Annotated in this window: 16 protein-coding genes; 7 read left to right on the top strand and 9 right to left on the bottom strand. The window is 60.7% G+C overall.

Features of this window, described 5'->3' with window-relative positions; genetic code table 11:
• Positions 1-12: 12 nt before the first annotated feature.
• The gene (locus AC07O0_RS00300; protein WP_494619098.1) at positions 13-1,725 is read right to left on the bottom strand and encodes a type IV secretory system conjugative DNA transfer family protein; all 1,713 of its coding nucleotides are present in this window, start codon (positions 1,723-1,725) and stop codon (positions 13-15) included.
• A gap of 245 nt (positions 1,726-1,970) precedes the next feature.
• Between AC07O0_RS00300 and AC07O0_RS00295 the strand changes: the two genes are divergently transcribed.
• A complete protein-coding gene (locus tag AC07O0_RS00295) occupies positions 1,971-3,434 on the top strand; it encodes a MobA/MobL family protein (protein ID WP_494619097.1) in 1,464 nt (487 codons plus the stop codon).
• Here the strand turns inward: AC07O0_RS00295 and AC07O0_RS00290 are convergent.
• On the bottom strand, positions 3,422-3,748 hold the full coding sequence (locus tag AC07O0_RS00290; protein ID WP_494619096.1) for a hypothetical protein: 327 nt from the start codon (positions 3,746-3,748) through the stop codon (positions 3,422-3,424). The two genes, AC07O0_RS00295 and AC07O0_RS00290, sit on opposite strands and share 13 nt — an antisense overlap.
• Positions 3,745-4,644: a phage integrase N-terminal domain-containing protein gene (locus tag AC07O0_RS00285; RefSeq protein ID WP_494619095.1), complete on the bottom strand. Its 900-nt coding sequence runs from the start codon at positions 4,642-4,644 to the stop codon at positions 3,745-3,747. Before AC07O0_RS00285 ends, AC07O0_RS00290 begins: the two co-directional genes overlap by 4 nt.
• 1,014 nt (positions 4,645-5,658) lie before the next feature.
• Here AC07O0_RS00285 and AC07O0_RS00280 point away from each other — a divergent pair.
• The 3 genes from AC07O0_RS00280 (at position 5,659) to AC07O0_RS00270 (ending at position 8,675) form a co-directional block, all read left to right on the top strand.
• Positions 5,659-5,862 (top strand): hypothetical protein, encoded by a 204-nt coding sequence (locus AC07O0_RS00280; RefSeq protein ID WP_494619093.1) that lies wholly within the window; start codon positions 5,659-5,661, stop codon positions 5,860-5,862.
• Entirely contained in the window at positions 5,859-6,512 is a 654-nt protein-coding gene (locus AC07O0_RS00275; protein WP_494619092.1) for a DNA methyltransferase, read from the top strand. The genes AC07O0_RS00280 and AC07O0_RS00275 overlap by 4 nt, the downstream gene beginning before the upstream one ends.
• 249 nt (positions 6,513-6,761) lie before the next feature.
• On the top strand, positions 6,762-8,675 hold the full coding sequence (locus AC07O0_RS00270) for a hypothetical protein (RefSeq protein ID WP_494619090.1): 1,914 nt from the start codon (positions 6,762-6,764) through the stop codon (positions 8,673-8,675).
• A gap of 42 nt (positions 8,676-8,717) precedes the next feature.
• Here AC07O0_RS00270 and AC07O0_RS00265 read toward each other — a convergent pair whose 3' ends face one another.
• Together AC07O0_RS00265 and AC07O0_RS00260 are read right to left on the bottom strand one after the other, a co-directional pair.
• On the bottom strand, positions 8,718-10,793 hold the full coding sequence (locus tag AC07O0_RS00265) for a hypothetical protein (RefSeq protein ID WP_494619089.1): 2,076 nt from the start codon (positions 10,791-10,793) through the stop codon (positions 8,718-8,720).
• Positions 10,794-10,970: 177 nt separating this feature from the next.
• On the bottom strand, positions 10,971-11,606 hold the full coding sequence (locus AC07O0_RS00260) for a hypothetical protein (RefSeq protein WP_494619087.1): 636 nt from the start codon (positions 11,604-11,606) through the stop codon (positions 10,971-10,973).
• A gap of 202 nt (positions 11,607-11,808) precedes the next feature.
• On the opposite strand from AC07O0_RS00260, the gene AC07O0_RS00255 reads away from it, so the two are divergent.
• From AC07O0_RS00255 to AC07O0_RS00245, 3 genes are all read left to right on the top strand, one after another.
• On the top strand, positions 11,809-12,426 hold the full coding sequence (locus AC07O0_RS00255; RefSeq protein ID WP_494619085.1) for a tyrosine-type recombinase/integrase: 618 nt from the start codon (positions 11,809-11,811) through the stop codon (positions 12,424-12,426).
• Positions 12,427-12,577: 151 nt separating this feature from the next.
• Positions 12,578-16,387 (top strand): hypothetical protein, encoded by a 3,810-nt coding sequence (locus tag AC07O0_RS00250; RefSeq protein WP_494619083.1) that lies wholly within the window; start codon positions 12,578-12,580, stop codon positions 16,385-16,387.
• A gap of 8 nt (positions 16,388-16,395) precedes the next feature.
• On the top strand, positions 16,396-17,229 hold the full coding sequence (locus AC07O0_RS00245; protein ID WP_494619082.1) for a competence protein CoiA: 834 nt from the start codon (positions 16,396-16,398) through the stop codon (positions 17,227-17,229).
• Between the two features lie 165 nt (positions 17,230-17,394).
• Here AC07O0_RS00245 and AC07O0_RS00240 read toward each other — a convergent pair whose 3' ends face one another.
• The 4 genes from AC07O0_RS00240 to AC07O0_RS00225 all read right to left on the bottom strand — a co-directional run bounded on the left by AC07O0_RS00240 (position 17,395) and on the right by AC07O0_RS00225 (position 21,936).
• The gene (locus AC07O0_RS00240; RefSeq protein ID WP_494619081.1) at positions 17,395-19,488 is read right to left on the bottom strand and encodes an AAA family ATPase; all 2,094 of its coding nucleotides are present in this window, start codon (positions 19,486-19,488) and stop codon (positions 17,395-17,397) included.
• Positions 19,489-19,556: 68 nt separating this feature from the next.
• Positions 19,557-20,396: an Eco29kI family restriction endonuclease gene (locus tag AC07O0_RS00235; protein ID WP_494619079.1), complete on the bottom strand. Its 840-nt coding sequence runs from the start codon at positions 20,394-20,396 to the stop codon at positions 19,557-19,559.
• Complete coding sequence (locus AC07O0_RS00230; protein ID WP_494619077.1) at positions 20,393-21,556, bottom strand: DNA cytosine methyltransferase; 1,164 nt, start codon at positions 21,554-21,556, stop codon at positions 20,393-20,395. Before AC07O0_RS00230 ends, AC07O0_RS00235 begins: the two co-directional genes overlap by 4 nt.
• On the bottom strand, positions 21,556-21,936 hold the full coding sequence (locus tag AC07O0_RS00225) for a very short patch repair endonuclease (RefSeq protein ID WP_494619076.1): 381 nt from the start codon (positions 21,934-21,936) through the stop codon (positions 21,556-21,558). Before AC07O0_RS00225 ends, AC07O0_RS00230 begins: the two co-directional genes overlap by 1 nt.
• Positions 21,937-22,419: the final 483 nt, after the last annotated feature.

The raw sequence follows: 22,419 nt of genomic DNA, 5'->3' as shown, positions 1-22,419 counted from the left end.
CCGCTCTGGCCGTTAGGGAATGTAGGCGCCGATGCGTTCCATGCAGCGCGCGCTTTGGTCGTAGGGAACCAGCCGTGTCCTGACCGGGCGGCCCGGCTCCCGCATTTTCACGATGGCGCGGCGGGTCTTATCCGGGAGCCACGGCGACAGCTCGGCCATCACCTCATCCGGGGTGAGCAGGGGCCGACCGTACAAGTTGACGCTCTCCCCCGAGGACAGGTTCAATCCGGTCGATCCGCCATCGGCGCCGATGTTGGCCGACATGTTGGCCGAGTTGCTGACGGAGCGGTGGGCGACGGTCTGGCTGCCGATATCCCGACCAATCATCTCGCTCGTGAAGACATCATCCGTCCCAAAATACTGCTTCACCGAGCAGTTGAAGAACGGCCACCAGCCGGTGCCGGGATAGGACTCCTGCAAGGTGCCGAGGTCTTGCAGGAAGAACCAGAGGCGGACCCCCGCGCCCGCATGGGTGCGGATGGCATCCCGGAACTCCTGGAACGGCCCCAGCGACAGGAACTCATCCAGGACGAACAGGACCGGGATGTCGGGAACCTTCGGATTCTGCAGCATGGCGTCCAGCGCAGCCCGGAGTACGACTTTCAGGAACGGCGCATAGGGCTTCATGAGGGCAAACGGAACCGTGAGGTAGACCGTCGCGGTCTGATCCTTCAGTTGGGCGAAATCGACGTCGTTGACGTCCGTGGCGCGCACCAGCGCCGGGTCGCTCCATAAGCCCAGCTCGCTGTTCAGGGTATCCCTGAGATTGGGAAGGCCGACGCCGAGGGATTTGCCCAGCACGTTGTTCGCCGCCTCGCTGACGGCCAGGTGCGGCGACTGCTGCATGCGGTGGACCACCTCGCGCCTGAACACCTCCGTAGGCTTGGCAGTCATCTGCCGGAGCGTGCCGATGTTCCGGCGATGGGGCGGTGCGGCGGTGAGAACGAACAGCAGAATGGCCGTGAGGAACGTCACCGCGTCGTTGTTGAAGAACGCCTGGGCGCGAGGATCGCGCGGGAACATCAGCTCCGCCAGCGCCCGTGCATCGGCCTGGGAGCGGATATGGGCGAGGGGATTGAACCCATGCCGGGGGTATCCCGCCTTCTCGGGATTGGTGCCGTCATCAAACGGCGCAATCCGGTAAATCGGGCCGAGCGATGATCGCCACTTCGAGGTCAGCGCGTACAGCTCGCCTTTCGGGTCGAGCACCACGCAGGAGCCCTTATAGCGGAGCAGGTTCGGCACGATTGTCGTGACGGACTTCCCCGTTCGCGTCGGCGCGAGCGTCATCAGATGGCCGTCGCCGTCCCAATGCAGGTAGCCCTCGGCGCCGGTGTCGCCTTCACGCGGCACTGTGCCGAGCAGGATCGAGCGCGGGTCGTCGAACGCGCTGCGGTCGCGGAGCGCCGTCCCGAGGTCGGGCGGCTGCGCCCAGCGCGCCGAGCCGTGCAGGGGAGGCGGCGAGGCCAACAGCGTTGCCCGCTCCTCCTGCTCCTCTTTCCGGCGGGCCGCGCGCTCCAGGATCGCGTCGGGCCGACGACCGGCGCGGACTGCCGCAGCGACAGCCTCGGCAGTCTCATGATCAAACTTCTCTAGGGTCGCCTCATAGGCCTTCTTGGCCTTCCAATCACGGGTCAGCTTGAGTGTCGTTTTGACGACGGTGGCGGTGCTTAGCCCGCCTCCAAGTTGAGACATACCCGAAAAATCGAACGGACCCTTGGTCATGCTCTCATCCCCCAGTTGCAAACACTTGCAAAGGCACGAAAAAAGATCAAGCTGGGTCAGATGTAACAGCGCACTTACGCATTGCCCGACGCGTACGCATTCGCGAGCGTCGAGGCAAAGCTGCTCGTTTCCGGGACCAACGCGTGCCGCGTTGGACGGAAACGGCGAGTGCGCCAAGGGGCAGAGCCCCTTTGGAAACCCCGTGCCCCCTCGCGGAGCCGGGGCAATTCGGACGGCGGGGGCGGGTGTACCATCTGCACGTAAAAAACCTCTCGCGCCGGGACGGGCGCAGCGCGGTTGCCAGCGCGGCCTATCGCGCCGGTGAGACGCTTCCCAATGAGCAGGAGGAAGCCGAGAGCGCTTTCGGCGGCAGGCGTGATGTCCGTTATGCCGAGATCAGGCTGCCTATCGGAGCCCCGGCATGGATGGGCGACCGGGCCGCGCTCTGGAACGCGGTGGAGGCTGCCGAAAAGCGAGCCGATGCGCGTCTCGCAAAGGAGATCGAGTTCTCCATCCCGCGCGCCCTTCCGAGGCCGATGTGGCTGGAGGTCGCCCGCGAGATGGCCGACGCCTATACGGATCGTGGTCATGTGGTGGATCTCGCCATCCATGACGATGACACCGCCCACAACCCGCACACCCATTTGATGCTCACGACGCGGGCGATCATCGGCGACGGCTTCGGGCCGAAACTCCGCGAGGCCGATGGCCTCGCCTTCGTGCGGGATGCGCGGGCGCGGTGGGAGCGGATCGCCAATGCGGCCCTCGCTAAGGTGGGATCGGCGGTTACTCTGGACGCACGCAGCTATGCCGCGCGCGGCATAGCCAAGACACCGGGCCAGCATCGCGGCCCGGACCCCAAGGCCAGACGCGAGCAGCGCAGGGAGGCGCAGCGCATGGGACCGGTTCAGCACGACATTCTGGAGGCGCGGCGGGAACTGCTGGCCGAAGGGGACACGCGCGAACGTTTTGCGTTGCTGGCGGCACGTGCGGACTGGCCGCCGGAAAGCCGGGAGGCGCCGGGAGGTCTCTCTCCGGCCGAACGTGACGAGTTTCGGGCGTTCTGGCGCGAGGTGGATCGGCGCTGTTTCGGCGCGGGCGAGCGCCAGCCGGAAAACCCGCGTCCTGAGGAGCGCGAACGGGCCTCGGCATGGGCGGAGTTGAAGGCAACCCTGCAGGAGCTACGGCAATCGGAATTGCCTTCCGGTACACTCGAATGGGATCGAGTGGAAGAGGTGGTGCTCCGCTGCGAAACGGAGTTTGCCATCGCTCGAGAGGAAGCCGCCGAAGATCGACGCCTGGCGGATAAATGGCGCGACCATGTGGCCGAGCAGGAGCGCTTGCTGCCGGTGCCCGACCCGAACGGCAACCCGGTCCCTGCCATCGAGCTGGAACAGGCCGAAGATCGCATGCTGGATGACATGCACGGCCCCGCACCCCGCGAACCAGAGGCCCCTACCGGCGATCGGCACGCGGCCGAGGAGGCCGCGTTGCGGCAGGCGCGGATCGAGGTCTCGGGCAGGGACGCTCTCGCGTACCGGCTTGCTCCCCAGGAGGACCGCTTGGATTGGTTGCAGGACCGTACTCCCGTCGAGCCTGCCGTCGCCTTGGAGCGGGAAAGCGCTGATGACCGGTTGGACTGGCTTCGGGAGCAGCCGGAACCGCAGCAGGATCGCGACGAGCCGGAACGTGACCGTCATCGCCGGTAGGTGAACGGCATGCCAGCGGAATCGGCAAACTCCCAACTGATCGTGAGGACCGGATAGATATTCCGGCCCGAGCGGTCGGAACGGATGCTCCAGTCGAGCTTGAGCCGCTGCTTCAGGAGTTGGGCGGAGGTCTCCCTGAACGTTTCGGTCTGCCGGAGATCGACGGGGCGTGACGGCTCGATGGACACCTGCCGGTAGCCCTGCGCGGCAGCCTCGTAGGCGAGATCGAGGATGCGCTGTGCGGAAAACTCTTGGCGGGCCAGCTCTTCCACCGCGTGCTCGGCGATGCGCAGCAGTCGCTGGCCCCAGGTCATGCGGAGGCTTTTCTGTAACGCCCGCCTGCCCACCTGCGACCGAGATAGGTATCGGTAACGTCGATTCGGCCGTGGCCCAGCTCGCGGCTGATCTGAAGGCGGGCGCGCTTGTCGATTTTCCGCTCAAGGGCGGTCATGGCCTCGGCGGCTGCGCCGCCGTTGGCCGGGCATTCCCAGCCCGCCAGTACGCGATATCGCCACTGCGAATAGGCATGCCGCAGCCCGTGGGCTTGGCCGAGACCGGCGGCGCGGGTCATGGCCTTGTAGGTCTGTAAATGGGCGACGAACGTCTTGTCGGACGGGATCAGTGACCCGCCGTGGGTGGTGTGGGCGATTTCATCGAGAAGTTCGCGCTGGCGCGGATGCGTGACCGGAATTTCGCGCGGGCGTCCGCCCTTGCACCAGCTCGCCTTAAGCACCAGGCGGTCGCCTTTGTCGGCGTAGCTGGACCGAAACTTCAGGGCTTCCTCCCGGCGCAGGCCGAAAGCGGCTTGCAGCCGCAGGGCTAGGCGGATGCCCGGATCGGATACCTTGGCGAGGGTTTCGGCATCGGCGCGGCGCGCCTTGTTGCCCTGGTAGGGCGTGCGTTCCCGTAGGCCGAACGCGGCGTTGTCCTTGGGGATCAGGCCGGGCTTGCCGCTGTGCGTCGCCGCCCAGCGTAACCAGCCGAGCCGGTTGCGGATGGTCTCGTCGCTGATGGCGTCCTGCTTCCAGAGGGCGACCAGCGCCTCAACATGGCGCGGCTTGAGATTCTGGATCGCCTTCAGCTCGTAGCCGAGATCGTAAAGCTGCCCCGCCATCGCGAACAGACCCCGATGCCGGTTGGTCTGCGTTGCAAAGCTTCCGTCCCGGTTGTGGTGCGTAAGCTGCCTGATCGAGAACTCGAGGCTGTTCAAATGGCGAGGTCGTTAGGTTTGGTGAGTGTTTGTGGCCCATCCCGGTCCCGAAGGACGGCGGGAAGGCGTGACGGATCACGCTGACGGCCCGAAAGCTATGTTCGCATCATGCGCGCATTCGGCGCGTCGGCCTCCATAAGGTGATCGCCGAAGGGCGAAGGTGAATCAGATTAGTTCGCGAGCTACGACTCCTTGATGGTTGTCCCATGTGGGTTCACCCGGTGCCGTGCCCGTGGGGTCGACGCAGCCGGGAGGGTACCGCGCGGTGGCGGTAGATATGGTTTCACTGTGTTTCATGGATGGATCTCCAAGGTTGTCGCCACAGCGTACTGTGACCGAGATGGTTCGGATGAATATCGACAGACCGGACGTGCGGCACTTGTCGGGTGATACTAGTCTTTACAACTTATAGTTGTAAAGACTTTATCGTTGCATCAGCGCTGGATTGGTTCACCTGATCTGACGAGGTCTGCACGTTGCCCTGTCACTGTCAGCGAATGGCCGACAGTGACAGGGCCGAACCTTCTGCCCTGCGACGACCGCGCCACGGTATTGAACCTCGCGACGGTCGCGGGGAGCCTCCGGCCGGCTCCCCGACCCCTCAGCCAGGGCCGCCTTTTCGGGCAGCCCAGCGGGGCCAGCCCCGCAACCCCGTCCCTGTTCGGATGTTGGCCTCTGGTTCAGCCGCGCGCGGGGCAGTTCCGCGCAGCGTGGTCGAACCCGTCCCCGATGGCTCAGGGCACCGTCCAGACCAGGTTTTTGGCCTCGACATGTGGTCGGAGGCTCGGGGAGGGTGGGGTGCGTTTTGAGGTCTCTCCGTAGGCGGTCCCGTCGCGGCCGGAGTCGATCGGGAGATGCGCCAAGTCCTGCCCCGGTCAATCGGCTGCCCGCTCCATTCGCTGACGCTCCCGTGTGGCCGGTGACGCGGGGGCGCCCAAAAGCTCAGGGCCCCGTCGCCCAAAAACTCCCGACCGGCCGCAATGACGGGGCCGGACAACAACGGGAGACCTCACAATGAAACGCACAACCAAAACCACCCGCCCGAGCCATTTCGTCTATGTCGTCGAGGGCGAAGGCCAAACCTCGTTCTGGACGAAAATCGGCAGCGCCTGGGCGCACGAGGACGGCGAGGGGTTCAACCTCCAGCTCGTCGCGATGCCCATCACCGGACGCCTGGTGATCCGCAAAGCGAAAGCCGAACAGGAGGCGGCGCGATGAGCGCCGCCTTCGGCACCCTCCAGCACGGCGACTGCATCAAACTGATGCGGCGCCTGCCGGACGAGTCGGTGGACATGATCCTGACCGACCCGCCCTATTTGGTTCGCTACCGCGACCGAAGTGGGCGCCGTATCGTCAACGACGACAACAGCCGCTGGGTCGAGCCCGCATTCGCGGAAATGTACCGCGTCCTGAAGGACGGCAGCTTCTGCATCAGCTTCTACGGCTGGAACAGCATCGACATCTTCATGTCCGCCTGGAAATCAGCCGGGTTCCGGGTTGTCGGACATATCGTGTTCCGCAAACGCTACGCGTCATCGCGGCGCTACCTCGCACACCAGCACGAGCAGGCGTTCCTGCTCGCCAAGGGCAACGCTGCGCTGCCGGACACGGTGCTGCCGGATGTTTTCGACTGGATCTACACCGGTAACAAGCTCCACCCGACCCAAAAGCCGGTGGCGGTACTGGAGTCGCTGGTCCGGGCGTTTGCGCCAGACGGCGGGCTGGTGCTCGACCCGTTCGCCGGGTCCGGATCGTCTCTGCTGGCTGCGAGGAACGTCGGACGGCGGTTCCTCGGCATGGAACTTGACCATCAATATCACCGGGCGGCCAGTGCCGCCCTCGCGCTGAATCAAGTGCCCCGTCCATGACGGGGCCACCTTCGGTGAGCCTGGACAGGCGCGCTCGTCTTGGAAACCCTATGCGGTCGAAGGACCGCGTTTCCAAGCCATGCTGCCGAGAACCCGGCTTTTCGGAGGTCTGCTGCCTGAACGGGCGGCAGCCTTCGACGGCGAGGAGGCACGCCGGGCGCTTCGAATTGTTGTAAATCCGCCATCGACGGTGCCAGAAAAAACAGCAAAGCCCCTGACGTTTTAATACGTTACGGGCATGCTCATGCCATGCGCTCGATCGTCCTCGCCGCCGTGCTCGCCCTGATGGGTGGCGCCGCGCATGCCCTGCCGACGCCGGTGGATTTCGCGACAGTTTCCATGAGCGCACCCGGCGTACCGCGCACGGTGACGGACACGGTTTGCGCTACGGATGGCACCGACTTGATCTGCGATCGAGGGGTTTATGTTACCAGTTCTAGCCAGGTCGGGATTGGTATCAAGCCAACGAATAGTAATTTACTGCTCCAAATGCAGGGTTCCCAAAATGGAATACTCAGAGCTAGGCTGAATAATGATTCGATATCTGGGTCGGTGGTAGCTCGATACGAATTATCAACCGGATTGTCTAACGTCTACGGCGTCTGGGATATCGCGAATAATAATGGCGTCCCTTACATGCAATTCTTGGCGGGCACTGGAGTGGCGGGGGGCTATCGTTTTAGTACGCAGGCTTCGGGGGCGCCTATCATATTTGAGACCAGCTCCACCGAAGCGGTGCGTATTGCAGGTAACGGCCGGGTCGGTATCGGAATGAGCGCACCCAGCACGAGCCTGCATACCGCTGGTACAATGCGCCTAGCCAACGGTGGCGAGGCCTGTGACGCTGACCGCACCGGCGCCATCCGTTACACGGGCGGCGATTTCAGCTTCTGCCGGAACGGCTCGGCTTGGGAGAGCCTTAGCACCATCGCCAGCGGCGGAGCGATCGACCGCATTGTATCCGGCACGTCGGCCGTGGTGGTGAACAGCGCCACCGGCATCGTCAGCATCACGCAATTCGGGGCCGTCGCATCCTATGTCCACCCAAGCCTCGGCTATGTCGGGCCGGGGGTGTCCACCACCGGCGCGATCTCGGCCACCAGCATCTATGCGGGTGCCTCACTTCAACTGGCCAGCCCCACGGCGGTCACCGCCTGCAACAGCACCGCCGCCGGAACAATCCGCTACAACAGCCCGACGACGACGCTGGAGCTTTGCACCGGCTCAGGCTGGCAGCCCATGGGGGTAGGGATTCCGGCGGGGACGATTTCGGCGTTCGCCTCCACCACCTGTCCGACCGGCTGGAGTGAATACACCGCCGCGCGCGGCCGGTTCCTGCGCGGGATCGACAACGGCGCGGGGAATGACCCGGCTGGTACCCGGGCGCCGGGGACGATCCAGGCAGATTTACTTGCTAGTCACAAGCACCACACCTCAATGGGCTTCGACGGTGGTCAGTTCTATGGGTGGCTTGATGGAAGCAATACCCCCATCGCTGGAAGCAGGGTTGTAACTGGCGCGAACCGCTTGCGGGCCAGCGCGCCTGCTGAACCAAACGAAAACGTCAGACTTGCAATGACCGACGTGTCCGAGGCGCCTGTTTCGGGGGAAACCCGCCCCAAAAACGTCGCGGTCACCTTCTGCCAGTTCAACGGCACCAGCAACGGCTGGAACAACCCCCTGTCGGGCGGTAGCACCACGGCTGCGGGTAGTACCGGCCAGCTTCAGTACAACACCTCCGGCGCCTTCGATGCCTCGGCGGGCCTCACCTGGACTAACGCCAGCAGCATGCTCGGTGTCGCCGGGACGGTTTCCACGACCAGCATCACGGTCGGGGGTCTGACGCTCCAGCAAATCATGGCCAGCGCCACCACCGCGCAGGGCGACCGCATCACCTCCGGGACCTCGGCCGTGGTGATGAACAGCGCCACCGGCATCGTCAGCATCACGCAATTCGGGGCCGTCGCCTCCTATGTGCATCCCAGCCTCGGCTATGTCGGGCCGGGGGTGAGTGCCACCGGCACCGTCAGCGGCTCGAAGGTGGCCACCAATGTCGTCAAGTTCTCCGGCGCGACAAGTTCCTGCGCCACGGCGGCAGATGAGGGCGCATTCTTCTACGACACCGCCAGAAAGCGCCTACAGGTGTGCAGCCTGAGGAACTGATAGGCTGCACGCCCGTCGTGCGGATTTCGGGAACGCGGGGTTCTATCCGCACCAGTTGTTGCGGCGAATGGAATCGTTGTTCTTGGCGATATAGCCCCGATGCGCGGCGATGATCTTGTTGCGGCTTGGCAAGGCCTCGCAGGTATTGACCCGCTTGATGACGTCCTGATGGAACGCGTTCATCCGGCGCATGTTGGCGCAGGCTGTTCGGTTCGACAGATTGCCGGTGCCCATGAACTCGGCTTTGACCCGCTCCCTGAGGGCAGTGGATTCTCGGGTGAATTGAGCCTCGATCTGCGCTTCCGAGACGTTGCAGCGGGGAGCAGCCTTCGGTGCGCCAGCCGGGGCGCTCGGTGCCGTTACCGTCGCTCCGGGAGGAATCCGGTCCGGACAGCGCAAATATTCCACGGAGTGCCCGTCGAATATCGGTCCATCGCCGGTGATGGCCTCGCCGTTCTCGATCCCTATATGGACGGTAGCGCGGGCCGGACGGCCAGAGCGTGGGCTTTCGGCATCTTGGATGGTGACGCGATAGGCCATCTCGCTGACGCGTTTTACGGCGATGATTTTCGAGACGGAAACATTGCCCGGCGCACCCTGGATGATAGAGTTTTTGGTGATCGTCATGCCCATGTTGGAGCCGCAGGCTTCCTCGGCACGCAGCCGCCAGGTGCCCTCGAATGGCAGCGCACCGGGCCGCCGGGCCACCGGTTGGGCCGGTTCTGCCGAGGCGCGAGGAGCAACGACCGCGACGCTGGCGGGCGTGCCGTTCGGCGCCGAGCCGACAAGTACCTCGGGATCGAAGGCGGCTAGGCCCGTGGTGAGATAGTTTCCGGCTGGGGCGCCCTTGGCGATGGCGTCGGCGCACAGGCTGCGCAGCCGCTCGCGGGTTTCAGTGAGGCCGTCCAGGTTGATCTTGCCGACGATGCGGCTTTGAGCCGTAAAGTCCATGACTCCGGAGTAGTCGGGCCGTTTGCGGACCTCGGGCGGCGTATGCTTCTCTAGATCGAGCCAATTTTTGACGAAATTCTCCCAGGCGGCCGGTGTGGCCAGGCCGTTGCGGTCGAGAATGAAGCCAACATCCCACCCGCCCATCGGAAAACTGATTTCCTTCTCGCTGAAGCCGGGCTTGAATTTCACCCGAAAGCCGATGGCGTCCTTGGCCCGGCAATACATCATGAACGCTACCACGGACTGCGAATCCGTCGCGCGGGCATAGGCGACCGGCGCTCCGGTGACGTTGGTGTTGATGGTCCACTGCTCGATTTTCTCGCCTGGGGGAGCCGCAGCCGCGACGGGCGCGCCTACTGGCGTCTGCGGCGGCGGAGAGGGGGGAGTTGCGGGCGCCGCTGCCTGGCCCGGTGCCGGGGCGGAGGCCTGCCCCGGCTTGCGGACGATCTCGACGCACATCTGCTGCTGGCGCGGCCGGAGCGAGGCCTTGGCCTCGTCTGTCATTTCCGACATGGCGAACTCATGCACGCCCATGCAGGTACAGAACTCCTCGACCTCGCCGAGTTTCAGGTCAGCGGGAGCCGAAGCCAGGTGCGCCTTGCAGAATGCGGCCCCCTGGGCGACGCCCTGCCGCAGCGCGTCGGTACCAGCAGGGGGGGCTGAGGCTTGCGCCTGGGCAACAGGAGGCGCAGATGGCGCGGCCGTTGCCTCGATGCCGCAGATTTTCTCGATACGGCCGATTTCCCGATCAGCGTTGCGCAGCGGGATCGTATCGTATCCTGCCTTCAGCCCCGCATCCCGTATTTTCATGACCTTGCCGGTCTTCATGGCGGTGAGGAAGCCCGGCGGAAGGGCAACAGCCCTGTTCGTGTACGCCAACTGCGGCGAACCGGGAGCCCGGAAAGTCATCGGGAATCTTTGCCCGTCGATGTCCATCACCACATTGCCTGTGATGTCCGGTCCCGGCGCCGCAGCGTAGAAGTTCATGCTGCCTTTGGCGTCGCAGCGCAGGAATGTGCAGACATATTCGTCGCCAGGCATGACTGCGCAGCCCTGTGCGGCGTTTTTCTGGTCACCGGCGGCAGGCTCCCAGCCTGCCGCCCATGCTGCGGCGCTCGACAGGATGAATCCGGCGACGGCTGCCGCCCGGCCGATAGTCCTAGCCAACATGCTTCCCCCAGCTTCGATGCCGACCGTGCGGCTTAACCCTCGGATTTCTACTTCTGCTCGTTGATGTATTCCACACTGACGTCGCCGCGTCCGGCGCCACGATAGGCCTTCGACCGGAGCGTACCCGGCCGGGGATTGGTGGAAGGGCCGATGTGGGATCGGCCTTTCGCGGTTTTAGAATTCTCTACCCTTGCAGAAGTTCTGCCGGATGAAGGCCAGGGCCTTTTCGGTCCTGGCATAAGCCTCGGAGGCGTTATGCGTGAATCCGCCGGGGCCGAAATGAGCCACATCATTGTTATGGCATTCGGTAGTTTTGGCGGGAATGCGCGTGTTGGCGCCGTCCTTGGCCGTGGGGCTGGAACAGGAAGCGCCCTTTGCGATTCTGAGCCGGGTTGTCATGGAGCGGCTGCCGTCGCGGATGGGGCTTTCTAGGGATGGGTCGGCCAGGCCGATGACGCGATTCAGGTCAAGCGTGTTGATCCAAGCGTAATTGTAGTCCGGATTTTTCGGGTAGGTTTCATGACGCGTCGTCGTGACGATGCAGTTCTTTACCGAAATCGTCCACCAGTCTTCGCTGTTCGGATTGGTGAAACGCTTGTTGAGATCGCGTCGGAACGTGCCGTTGGCAAAGTCCCACTGGTTGGTGTTGACCGGGTCGTAGAGCACCAGCACGGCTTCTTCGAGCGTCTGCGCGTTTGCGGAGGATGCCGCCAGTAGGGCGGCGGCGAGGCCCGCCAGGAAACAGATTGCGGCACCAGTGCTGCCAAGGGTCAGGTAACGCTTCTCGTTGTCGTCCGATTGATTGGCCATATGTTACCCCCGGAAGTGGAATTCGGTGCAACATTATTGCTCATAGTGGTACATTCCCTATAGAATTGGAGGTTTGATTGGCTATAGAGAGATTCTTGGCCTGCGATTCATCACGCGTTCATCTGAGATGCCGTACCAAATCGGCGTTTTCCGCATGCGCAACACTATGAGCAATAAGGTTGCGCCAGCGCGAGGTCGAAGCGTGCAAGCCTCGAAACGCGACGCCTCTCCGCTCTATGGCGTCCATGGCGGGCGCAAGTACCTGACATCGGCTGAGCGAGGGCGCTTCATTGTAACGGCCGCGACGATGCCCGAAAGCGCCAGGCTGTTCTGTCTGGTGCTCGCTTGGTCGGGCGCGCGGATATCGGAGGTTCTCGCGCTTTCGGCGGCGAGCATAGACCTGGACCGGGGAATGATCGCCATTGTGACGCTGAAGCGACGCAGGAGAGGGATCGTCCGCGAGGTGCTGCTGCCGCCTGAACTCGTCAGAGCGCTCGATCGACATTTCCGCTTGCGGCTTCGCCAGGTCTCAGTTGAGCAGGCAGACCGCCGTCTATGGCCATGGTGCCGACAGACGGGCTGGCGTCAGGTTAAAGGCCTGATGGCTGCCGCCTCCGTAACCCCATCGGCCGCGATGCCGAAAGGGCTGCGCCACGGCTTCGCCGTCGCCGCACTCCAGGCATTGGTTCCAGCCACCCTCGTTCAAAAATGGCTTGGCCATGCGTCGCTACGGACCACTGCGGTTTACGCAGATGTGTCCGGTGCCGAGGAGCGTGGTTTCGCGAGGCGGATGTGGTCCTCGGCACTGAAGCGGCAGTAAGCTCTCGGACGCTGCCTCCGCCGTTCGTTTTCGGAGTTTTCGACCGAGGCAGATGGCTAAGTGCGCGCGTTTCGCACAAAATTCGCGGGAAAAGACGCTTCCGCATGCCTATTTCAGATGTCGTATTCGCACCGGGTGATACTATTCAACTATGCTGGACATTACGCCTGAAGATATCGCTGCGTTGCAGGATGACGTCCTGCGGGAGCTTGTAGGGAGGCTCTGCGAGGCAACCGTTAGGGCGAGCGGCCTATCCCCTTCGGGGGTGACGTGGTCTGGACATCAGGACGCCGCAGATGGCGGTATCGATGTTCGTGTCGAAGCCGATGGTGCTTTGAATGGCTTCGTTCCATCACAGAATACCGGCTACCAGGTCAAAAAGCCCGATCTTCCGCCAGCCGCCATCCGAGATGAAATGGCTCCAGAGGGTATTCTGCGGCCATCTATCAAGGAGCTTGTCGATCGATCCGGCGCCTATGTGATCGTAAGCTCCGGGGCATCGGTAACCGACGCGGCCCTGACGCTGCGTAGGGACGCAATGCGCCAGGCTGTGGCGGGCGTCGCCAACGGTTCTTCTCTTGCAGTGGACTTCTATGACCGCCGCCGCCTTGTGACCTGGCTCACGGAGCATCCAGGCCTCATCCCCTGGATCAGGGCAAAGGCCGGGCGCCCAATGTCCGGCTGGCAATCGTACGGCCAGTGGGCTGTTGCCCCAGAGGGGGACGAAGCGCCGTATCTCTCGGATGAAAGGGTTCGTCTGGTTGTCAGTGGCAACCGCTCGCAAACGCTAACCGCTCTCGAGGGCCTGAAGCACGTCCGAGATATTCTGAGGAAACCTCGGAAGTCCGTGCGATTGGTAGGCTTATCCGGTGTCGGCAAGACGCGGTTTGTACAGGCATTGTTTGAGGGCATCGGAGAAAACCCGCTAGACCGCTCGGCGGTTGTATATGCCGACATGGCGGATAGCCCCGATCCGCTGCCCACGGCCTTGGTAGGCCAATTGGTCGCTCAAAAGCGGCCGACTGTCGTTGTGGTCGACAATTGCCCGTCAGACCTCCATCGCCGCCTGACCGAGCAGTGCCGGGCGGCGGGAAGCCTCGTCAGCGTGCTCACCGTCGAATACGATATCCGCGACGACGAGCCCGAAGGAAGCGAGACCGTCAAGATCGAGGCGGCGTCAGCCGACCTGATCGAACGGCTCATTCGGCTACACGTACCCGAGCTGCCTCCGCTTGATGCCGCCGCTATTGCACGTTCGGACATTTCCGGTGGCAATGCGAGGATTGCTCTGGCTCTAGCCCGCACCTACAAGCCCGGCGAGTCGCTGAGCCGTTTGAATGATGCAGAGCTTTTCAAGCGCCTCTTCCAGCAACGGAACGAGCATGACCCCCGCCTGCTGGCTGCGGCAGAGGTTTGCTCGCTGGTTTATTCGTTCGATGCCGAAATACGCGATGGCGATCAGGCTGAATTGCCGCTGCTAGCGGCTCTGATCGGCCAGTCACCGGAGGAACTTTACCGGCATGTGGCGACGCTCAAGGGGCGTGACCTCGTGCAACAGCGTGGCCAATGGCGGGCGGTGCTGCCGCACGCCATTGGCAATCGGCTGGCGAAATCTGCCTTGAAGCAGTTGCCGATTGCTCCGATCGAGGCCCGGCTCGTGACCGAGGGTTCGGAGCGTCTCGCCCGGTCGTTCTCACGGCGGCTCGGGTATCTTCACGACAGCGCCGAGGCTGTGGCACTGGCAGGGCGCTGGCTCGGCCGGGGCGGCTTTCTGGGCGATATCGATGCGCTGAACGAGCTTGGCATGACGATGCTGACCAATGTTGCCTCTTTGGCTCCTGAGGCAGCATTGCAGGCTATTGAGCGCTCTTTGGCTGCTGGAGAGAAAAGCGCGCTGCTGGATGAGAGGGGTTCCCGGCGGCATGATGTCCTCAATCTCGTTCATCACATAGCGTATGATGCAGCGCTCTTCGGTCGATGTGTGGATGTCCTCGTCACCTTCGCGAAGGTTGAGAAGCCGAATGAGAACCATGACAGCTCAATCGGCGTGCTTCGTGCTCTCTTCCAGGCGCGGTCCTCGCGAACACATGCAACCGTTGACCAGCGCGTCTCCAAGATTCGCGCACTGCTCAGGTCTCCCGATAACCGTGAGCTGGCCATGGGTGCTAAACTCCTGGCGATGATGCTGAAAACAGGCCATTTCTCGCCACGTCTCATCGCTGACTTCGGCAATCTCGCGAGAGATCTGGGGTATGAACCCCGTACTGCAGCCCAGATAGAGGAATGGTTCTCGCGATCGATCGACCTCGCGGTCGATCTGCTCAGTGACGCCGGATCCTCCGCCAAAGACCTGCGTATCGAACTCGCGCCCCTTTTACCGGGACTTTGTACGGATGCGAACGTCCCCGAAGCCGTGGATCGCCTCGTCGATGCGGCCTCGGCCAAGGAATATTGGCAAGATGCGTGGATTTCTGTTCGCCGGTCTATCCGCTTTGCCGACAAGCAGAACAAAAAGAAGAAACTCGAACAGCTAAAGGCATTGGAGCGCAAGCTTGCCCCGTCGAACCTGAGCGAGAGGGTCAAAGCAGTTGTCTTTTGCCAGAGCCATATGGCAATCGACCTGATCGAGCTGGAAATCGGCAAAGAGAAGGACTATTCGGCGGCGCGCGACAAAGTCGATGCTCTGGCGGAAGAATATGGGCAACAGGTCGCTGGAGATGAGGCGCTTTTCGCGGAGCTGCTGTCGGTCGTTGCCTCCGGGAGTGGCGCCTATCTAGGTGTTTTCGGGCGAGGCATGGGGCTTGGAGCCCCCGATCCGGAAGCAATGTGGCAATCGCTCAGGCAAGCAGTAGCTCAAGTTGCCGAACCTGATCGAAACCCGCAGGCGATGCTGGGCTTCATAGAAGGGGTCAAACAAAAATCGCCAGCACTAGCGACAAAGCTGCTGGATGATGCCGTCACGGATGATGTGCTTGGCCCATTTTTCCCGCCGATCCAGGTGGCAGCAGGCCTTGATATCGCCGGGATGGCTCGGTTGCAGCTTGCTCTGGAAACCGGACTGGCGTCGGTCTGGCAGTATCGATGCCTGATGTATGGCCGCGTGACCGAAAATGCTGATCCGGAAATGCTTGCGAAACTACTCGGCACGTTAGCCGGTAGGGAAGAGGGGCATCTGGTGGCAATCGACATTCTCGGCATGTACTTCCACCGAGATGACAGAGAAACAAGGCCTTGGTCGCATCATATTCTCAAGGTCGGCCTGTCGCTTCTTGCACTGGTGCGTTTCACCGACGACGAAAATAAACTGGATTACGACTTAGCAAAAATCGCCTCCGTCTGCCTCAAAGGTCGCTCTGGCCCTGCTGCGGCTCGCAATATTGTCCGAGAGTACCGAAAGTCGTCGATTGGGCGTTATGTTTCACCTTATGATTTCAATGACTTCCTATCGACTGTATTTGCACTCCAGCCGGAGGCCTGCCTTGACGCAGCTCTTCTGAAGCCGTCCCGCTCTCGACGGCAATGGAGTGATCCATTTGAGGACGAAGATCGCCCCATGGGAATCTTCAGCAAAATCCCTACACCAGCGCTGATGGCGTGGTGCCAAAAGGACCCTGACATCAGGTTTGAACGAGTGGCTGCATACGTTCCTTACATGACCGCCGCCTCTGACGAGGAAAAGCCGACGTGGACGCCGGTGGCCCTTGAAATTTTGCATGCAGCGCCAAACAGGGCTGCTGTCCTGGAACGTTTTATCGCCAGGTTCGAGCCCAACAGCTGGAGCGGGTCGCGCGCTGCGATTATCGAGAAGCGCGCGGAATTACTCTTGGATCTCGACAGCGATGGCAAGATGGGGCTCCGGCCTCTGGCAAGGGAGGCCTATGAGAAGCTCAAAGATGTTGTCCGACAGCAGCGCGAGTGGGAGGAGAAACGCGAACGCGAGCACGACGAGGCATTCGAGTAGGGTTTTTCATGCAGTACGCCTTGGTCGATCATCAGCGGCTTGAAGCCTTTGCTGGCGGTTCGGGGCAATGCCCGACCTGCGGATCAAGAATGGTCGCCAAATGCGGGCCGCGCGTCATGCATCATTGGGCACATACCGGGCGCCGGAATTGTGACCCATGGTGGGAAAACGAAACGCCCTGGCATCGCGCCTGGAAAAGCCTGTTCCCGGAGGAATGCCGCGAGATTTGTCACGTCGCACCGGACGGGGAAATTCATCGGGCCGACATCAAAACGCCAACCGGCATCGTGATCGAGGTCCAGCACTCGGCGATGTCGGACGCTGAACGACTCTCCTGCGAAGCCTTCTATGGAAATCTGGTCTGGATCATCGACGGCAGCGTATTTCGCGACAATTTCGACATCTATCACCTGCTTCCCGACCCTGCTTCGCCCCTGGCGCAGGATCTCGTTTGGTCAAAGGCCACTCGCCCTATGCAAGGAGCGGCGAGAGGCCTGTTCTTCAGGCTATCTGAGGGCCTGCTAGAGAACCCTCTGATCACAAAGGCCACCCTGCGTTCTGGTTGGATTCACGGCATCCATGAAATCGAGGATCAGGTAAATCAAGCATACCGAGGCCACCATCAATATGACTGGGTCCGGCCACGGCGAACTTGGCTGGACGCCAAATGTCCCGTTTACATCGATTTTGGTGAGGAGTTTCTGACCAGATTGGAGACCTATGACGAATCTGGCCTACCATGCATCCGCCGCGTGTCGAAGCGGAAATTCGTTCACGACGCCATGGTTGAGCGGAATGCTCAGGCAATCGCCAGCCGCTTTTATCCTCTGCCGCGCGAATAATTGAGCTACACTCATAAAAGGGGCGCGAGATTAGTCAATGCAGCGTCCTGCAAGTGTCCTTTCCATAAACTAAACCATTGGAAGCAAACAGGATCGCGATTATGCATAAGCATAAGATGGGACGCCGTCGCGACCCGTCACGTTTAGAATAAACCCAGCGTCAAGTCAGGCCGAATCAAGTAACCTGATGCATTCCTCAGCGACATACTCCGGCACGCTCTCAAATTTGTGCGGATTGAGCTGCATCACGTACTCATTCTCGATGTGATACGACTCATTTATGAACTTCGTGATGACGTTGTCCTCGTGCTTTCCTCGAATGATACGGAAAAGCTGAATTTTTTCGTACCCGACATTCGTTGCGGCAAACTTAAGCTTCATTGCGGCATCATCGTTTACGACCCCTACCAATGCGTCGTAATCAAAATCGGGAATACGTTTCTTGATTTCTGTTTCGGCCGTCAGCTTCTCTGCCGCTGTCATGTCGCGGTTCTCTGTAGCTGACTGAATGGTCGGGAGGGCCCGCTTCTTGAATAGGCTTGCCAGAAGATTATATTCGAGGCCCGCATTATCCATTATCTCGTAAAACCGCCTCAGATAAATCGACTTGATCAGATTGTCTCCGGGAGCATTGACGATCTCGGTGCAAATCTTTGCGAACGTATGGATATCATTCGATTTGATCGGTACTTCGGTCACTACCCCCGCACGCGACGAGAGGAAAGTCGCGGAGGGATGAGACCCTTCAAAAACCTTCGCCGTGCTCTTGATCACATCGATCGCTGGCTCAATGTCATGAGTGAGCATCAGGGTAGTGCGATCTCTAAGGCTGGCCTTGCCCTTGAATAGCTCATAAAGGATCGCAAATTTCTTGTTTTTGTCGAAAGATGAAATCGGATCGTCCAAAATGATTATATCCGGATTCTCGCTTATCACTTGGTGCATGAAGAGAACGAGAGCAAACGCATTCTTCTCACCATAGCTTAGATGTTTTGATGCTGTATCGATGTGGTCAGCCAGATCCCTGTGAAGGAGCTTCATTTTATACGAATCGGGCTCGCTTATGATGACGACCGTATATTTATAACCTGCTGATCTAAGGAAGCTGTTTATGCATTCTTGATTTTCTTCAATAGCCTTTTTGATTCTTGCTTTGTGCTTATTGATACTGCCCTGAAGAACGCCGACCTGTTTTATGAGTTCTTCCAGCTGCACATTGATGGGATCGGTAACTTTGCGAGTTTCAGCCGAATCTAACTTCTCGGTCATTCCGAGATCAATTTTCAGAAGCTGGATTTTGTCGGCAATTTTCTCGACATCACGAAGAGAAAAGAAGGAAATATTGCGGAGCCCTTCGAGCATTATGATAAGAGAATCAATATCATTCTTTAGCCCACTCAAAAAACTCTTCTCTGGCGCCGTCAACTCAAGCTTCGCCTTCGTAATCTTTTCGAGATTTTCCTGGCATTTTGCGCTGAAATACTTCCCAAGCCGCTCGATAACCGCTTTAAGCGTATTTAGATGCCCGATGGCTGTAGCGTCGTATTCCTTGGCGACGGCGAGGGGGATGTCTTTCTGGGGCCCCTCCGGCAAGCTCGTTGAGCAATATGGGCAGGTATCACCCAGTTTAAGGAACTCATTGCCCTTGATCTGCCACCCAATCCATTTCGAGGGGTCCGGGCTTTTGATGAACGATTCAAAAGGCTTGAGCGTTTCCGGTATATTTTCAATCTTGTTGCCGGAGCCATAAGCTTTTAGCATCTTGCTCGACTTGGGAATCGACCCATCAGCATTCGTTTTCCCGAAAGCGTCACGCAATTCTTTCAAGTCTTTTGTAGTTTGCTCGATCTCCACGTCATCAGCGAATGCCTTTTTGATACCGGCAAAGAGCTGCTCTATTTCGAGCATTGTCTTAGAATATTCAGGGGTCTTAATGAATATGTCGAAGCTATTTTTAACTACCTCGTCCTGCTGGAAAGCAAATTGATTTACATACTCTTCGTCGAAGACGAGGGCCGAATTGATACCCTCAATACCGGTTACTTTAGGCTGACCGGATCCAGCTTTACCGCGCCCCTTAAATGGGGCCAGCTCTGCCAAACTGCCGTCATTACGAGCCTGACTTACTATCGCCTTGGCGATAGTGCTCTTACCTAGCCCATTGGGGCCGTATTTAATGTTTAGGCTGCCCTTCTTAAGGATTATATCGGCGCAATCAATGCTGTTGCAATTCTCAATCTTAACTTGATAATCAGCCATGATACGCCTTCTTTCCTTTATTGTTATTCATCTTGAAATAGGCTGTATGGCGCCGATCGAGTCTTTGCCTAGGACTGTCGCAAGCCATCAATGAAGCCACTCATGACCTCTTCTAGCGTTCCGAAAGAGGGGACTTTGACAAAATGCTCGGCCAGCTCGGTGTGCAACGTCGCCAGCTCCTTCTGGACCGGGTTCACCCCATGCCCGGCCGCCGCGCGGCCTTGATGCAGCACGTCCCAGGATGAGACACGGTTGGTCCTGGTCGTCGGCGCGTCGCCGTGCTTGCCGAAGCCTTGGACGATCTTCGTTTCCTTGTTCCAAATCGGTTTGAACAGCCGGATCAGATAGTCCTCGGCCGGGGTTTCCCATCCTGTCTGAACGGCCAGCGCGCGACACTCGAAATCGGCGATATCGAGAGATTCCGACGCTTTCAGAATGGTCTTCCGGTGCTCGTTGAGCCGAGCAGCAAGACGGGCGCCTTGTTCGACCGGCGTGCGGGCATCGTGCGAGCCAGGCGCTGCCTGCCCGACGTAGATCGGGGTCTCGGTCTTGCTGATGGGCGCGTAAGGTGCGAAATCGCCCGTGTAATACAAGGCGTAGATACCCGAACCGTAACGTGGCTCGAATGCATCCAACGGATGGCGTGGCTGCGCGGTCATCGCCAGCGCGATGAAAAAGCCAATGGTGCGGGGATTGCCCGGATCGAAAACGTCCTTCGGACGCTTGATCGGATCAAGCTCCGCGAGAAGCGCGGTTAGTTCGCCCGCCGCGCGCTCTATCTCGGAGTTCAGTTTGCTGCGGCTACGCGGGTTGAGCTCGGTCGCCCTTGCCTGGGCAACGATGTCCGACAAGTCCTGACGAAGTTTGGCGACCAGCAGATTGGTCGCGGAAGGGGGAGATTTGCTCATTTCTGGCGGGTAGCTCCGGAGGCCGCGACCAGATGCGTGCGCACATGACTGGCGATGATGCTAGCGAGATCCACCGGCACGGCGTTGCCGAGCTGGCGCATGGCCTCCGACCAGGAGCCATGGAACACGAAATCGTCCGGGAAGGTCTGCAGGCGGGCGCTCTCGCGGACGCTGAAATAGCGCAGGCTACCGTCCGGCCGGACCACCATGTTCTCGCCGCCCGGCACGCCATGCACGCCAGCCTTCAGCGTCTTGGCGGGTTCGTCCATCGGACTGCCGGTGTGGCCGGGATAGGAGCGGGCGCCGCCCTGGAACCGATGGTTCGAGATCTCCGCGGCCTGGCGCGGGCGGAACTCCGGATCGGGCAAGTCGCCGATCGCGTCGCGCACCGTGCGCCAGGGCAGCAGGATGGGCGCCCCCTTGGTCGTCAGGACGCGGTCCTTCCTCGCGACCCGGTGCCGCTCCCAATAGGTGCCCGCGGCGCCTTTGTCCCAAAGCAGCGCTTCCTTGGAGTGCGTCTCTTTCGGGAACGACCACTCGATGCCGAGACCGCGGCGGAACCCCACGAACACGACGCGCTCGCGCTTCTGCGGCACGCCGTAGTTGGCGGCGTTGAGCACGCGATGCACCACCTGGTAGGTCAGCCCGGCGTCGCCGCGGCGACGGCTGGTGTGATGGCGCTCCAGACGACCCAGGTGGTCTTCCCAGGTCTGGTCGCCGCAGCGGACTAGCTCGGGATAGGTCAGCTGTAGCTCGATGTAGGCCAGATAGCTCGCGAAGCTCGCGCGGGTCAGGCCCTTCACGTTCTCGAAGATGAACGCCTCGGGCTTGGATTCGCGGACGACGCGAACGGCTTCCGGCCACATGTCGCGGGAATCGTCCTGGGCGCGATGCTTGCCGCCAAGCGAGAACGGCTGGCAGGGCGGCCCGCCCGTCACCAGCTGAATCTTGCCCTCGTATTTCTCGAAATTGACCTTCTTGACGTCGCCCTCGGTGGGCGTCGGCCAATTCGCGACCGCAGGTACGCCGCGGGCCTGGTTCTCGCGGATTGTGTCGCAGCACCAGCGGTCCCATTCCACGACGGCCTCGGGCTTGAAGCCCGCCTGGCTCACGCCGATTCCAAGGCCGCCGGCACCGGCGAAGAGTTCGATTGCGCGCATCATCGGTCCGTTAGAAATTCCCGTAGTTTGTTCTCTAATTGTTCTTTATCTCTTAATTCGCACTGCCAGACAACCAGAACGCGCCAGCCATTAGCTTCTAACGCTGAAATTGCATGCAGGTCTCGCGACTGATTCGCCACGAATTTCGCTTGCCAGAAGTCAATGCGGGTCTTGGGTTGCCTGGCAAGACGGCAGGCTGGATCGGGGTGTTGATGCCAGAAACAACCGTGCACGAATATCACGGCATGGTGCCGCGGAAGCACAATGTCCGGCTTTCCCGGCAGGTCGCGGCGGTGAAGCCGGAAGCGGTAACCGAGCCGGTGAACGATCCGCCGAACAGCCAGCTCGGGACGGGTGTCCTTGCCGCGGATAAGGCTCATCCGCTCGCTTCGTTCTGTCGGTGATAACGAGTCGGCCATAGGATTACGTCATACAGCTAGATGATGTCGCGCATGTACGCACACCGCATGAGGGCGTTCGCAGTGTAAGGCCACTGATAATGCATTCGAAAAGGGGCTGCCGCCCCGCGCCGTCAAGGCCAAGGCGAGCGATTGGTCGGCGGTTGCCGCCCAATCGGCCTTGACGGCGCTCCCCGCTTTTTGGGGCTGGACATCGGGCTGCAAAGGGCAGCCCTGCCTTGAGAAGGCGGCTTTTCGAAGCTCTGAGGCACGATTGCAACGCGGTTAGTCAAAATGTCCGACAAACTCTGGCGGGGCAGGCGAGCTTTTGGTAGGGTGTCCGCGAAGAGTTTGGCCGTCATTGAGCCAACGATACCGTTCCCTCCATTTCAACAAAATTAGGCTTGGTCGGCGAGGCATCAACGCGCGCTTTGCTAGCACAAGAATTAGCACAAGCACAAATTA

This window comes from Allobosea sp. GW821-FHT10B12 (genome assembly GCF_059415545.1).
The sequence above is the reverse complement of the archived record's forward strand: the minus strand, read 5'-3'. Positions and strand labels throughout refer to the sequence as shown.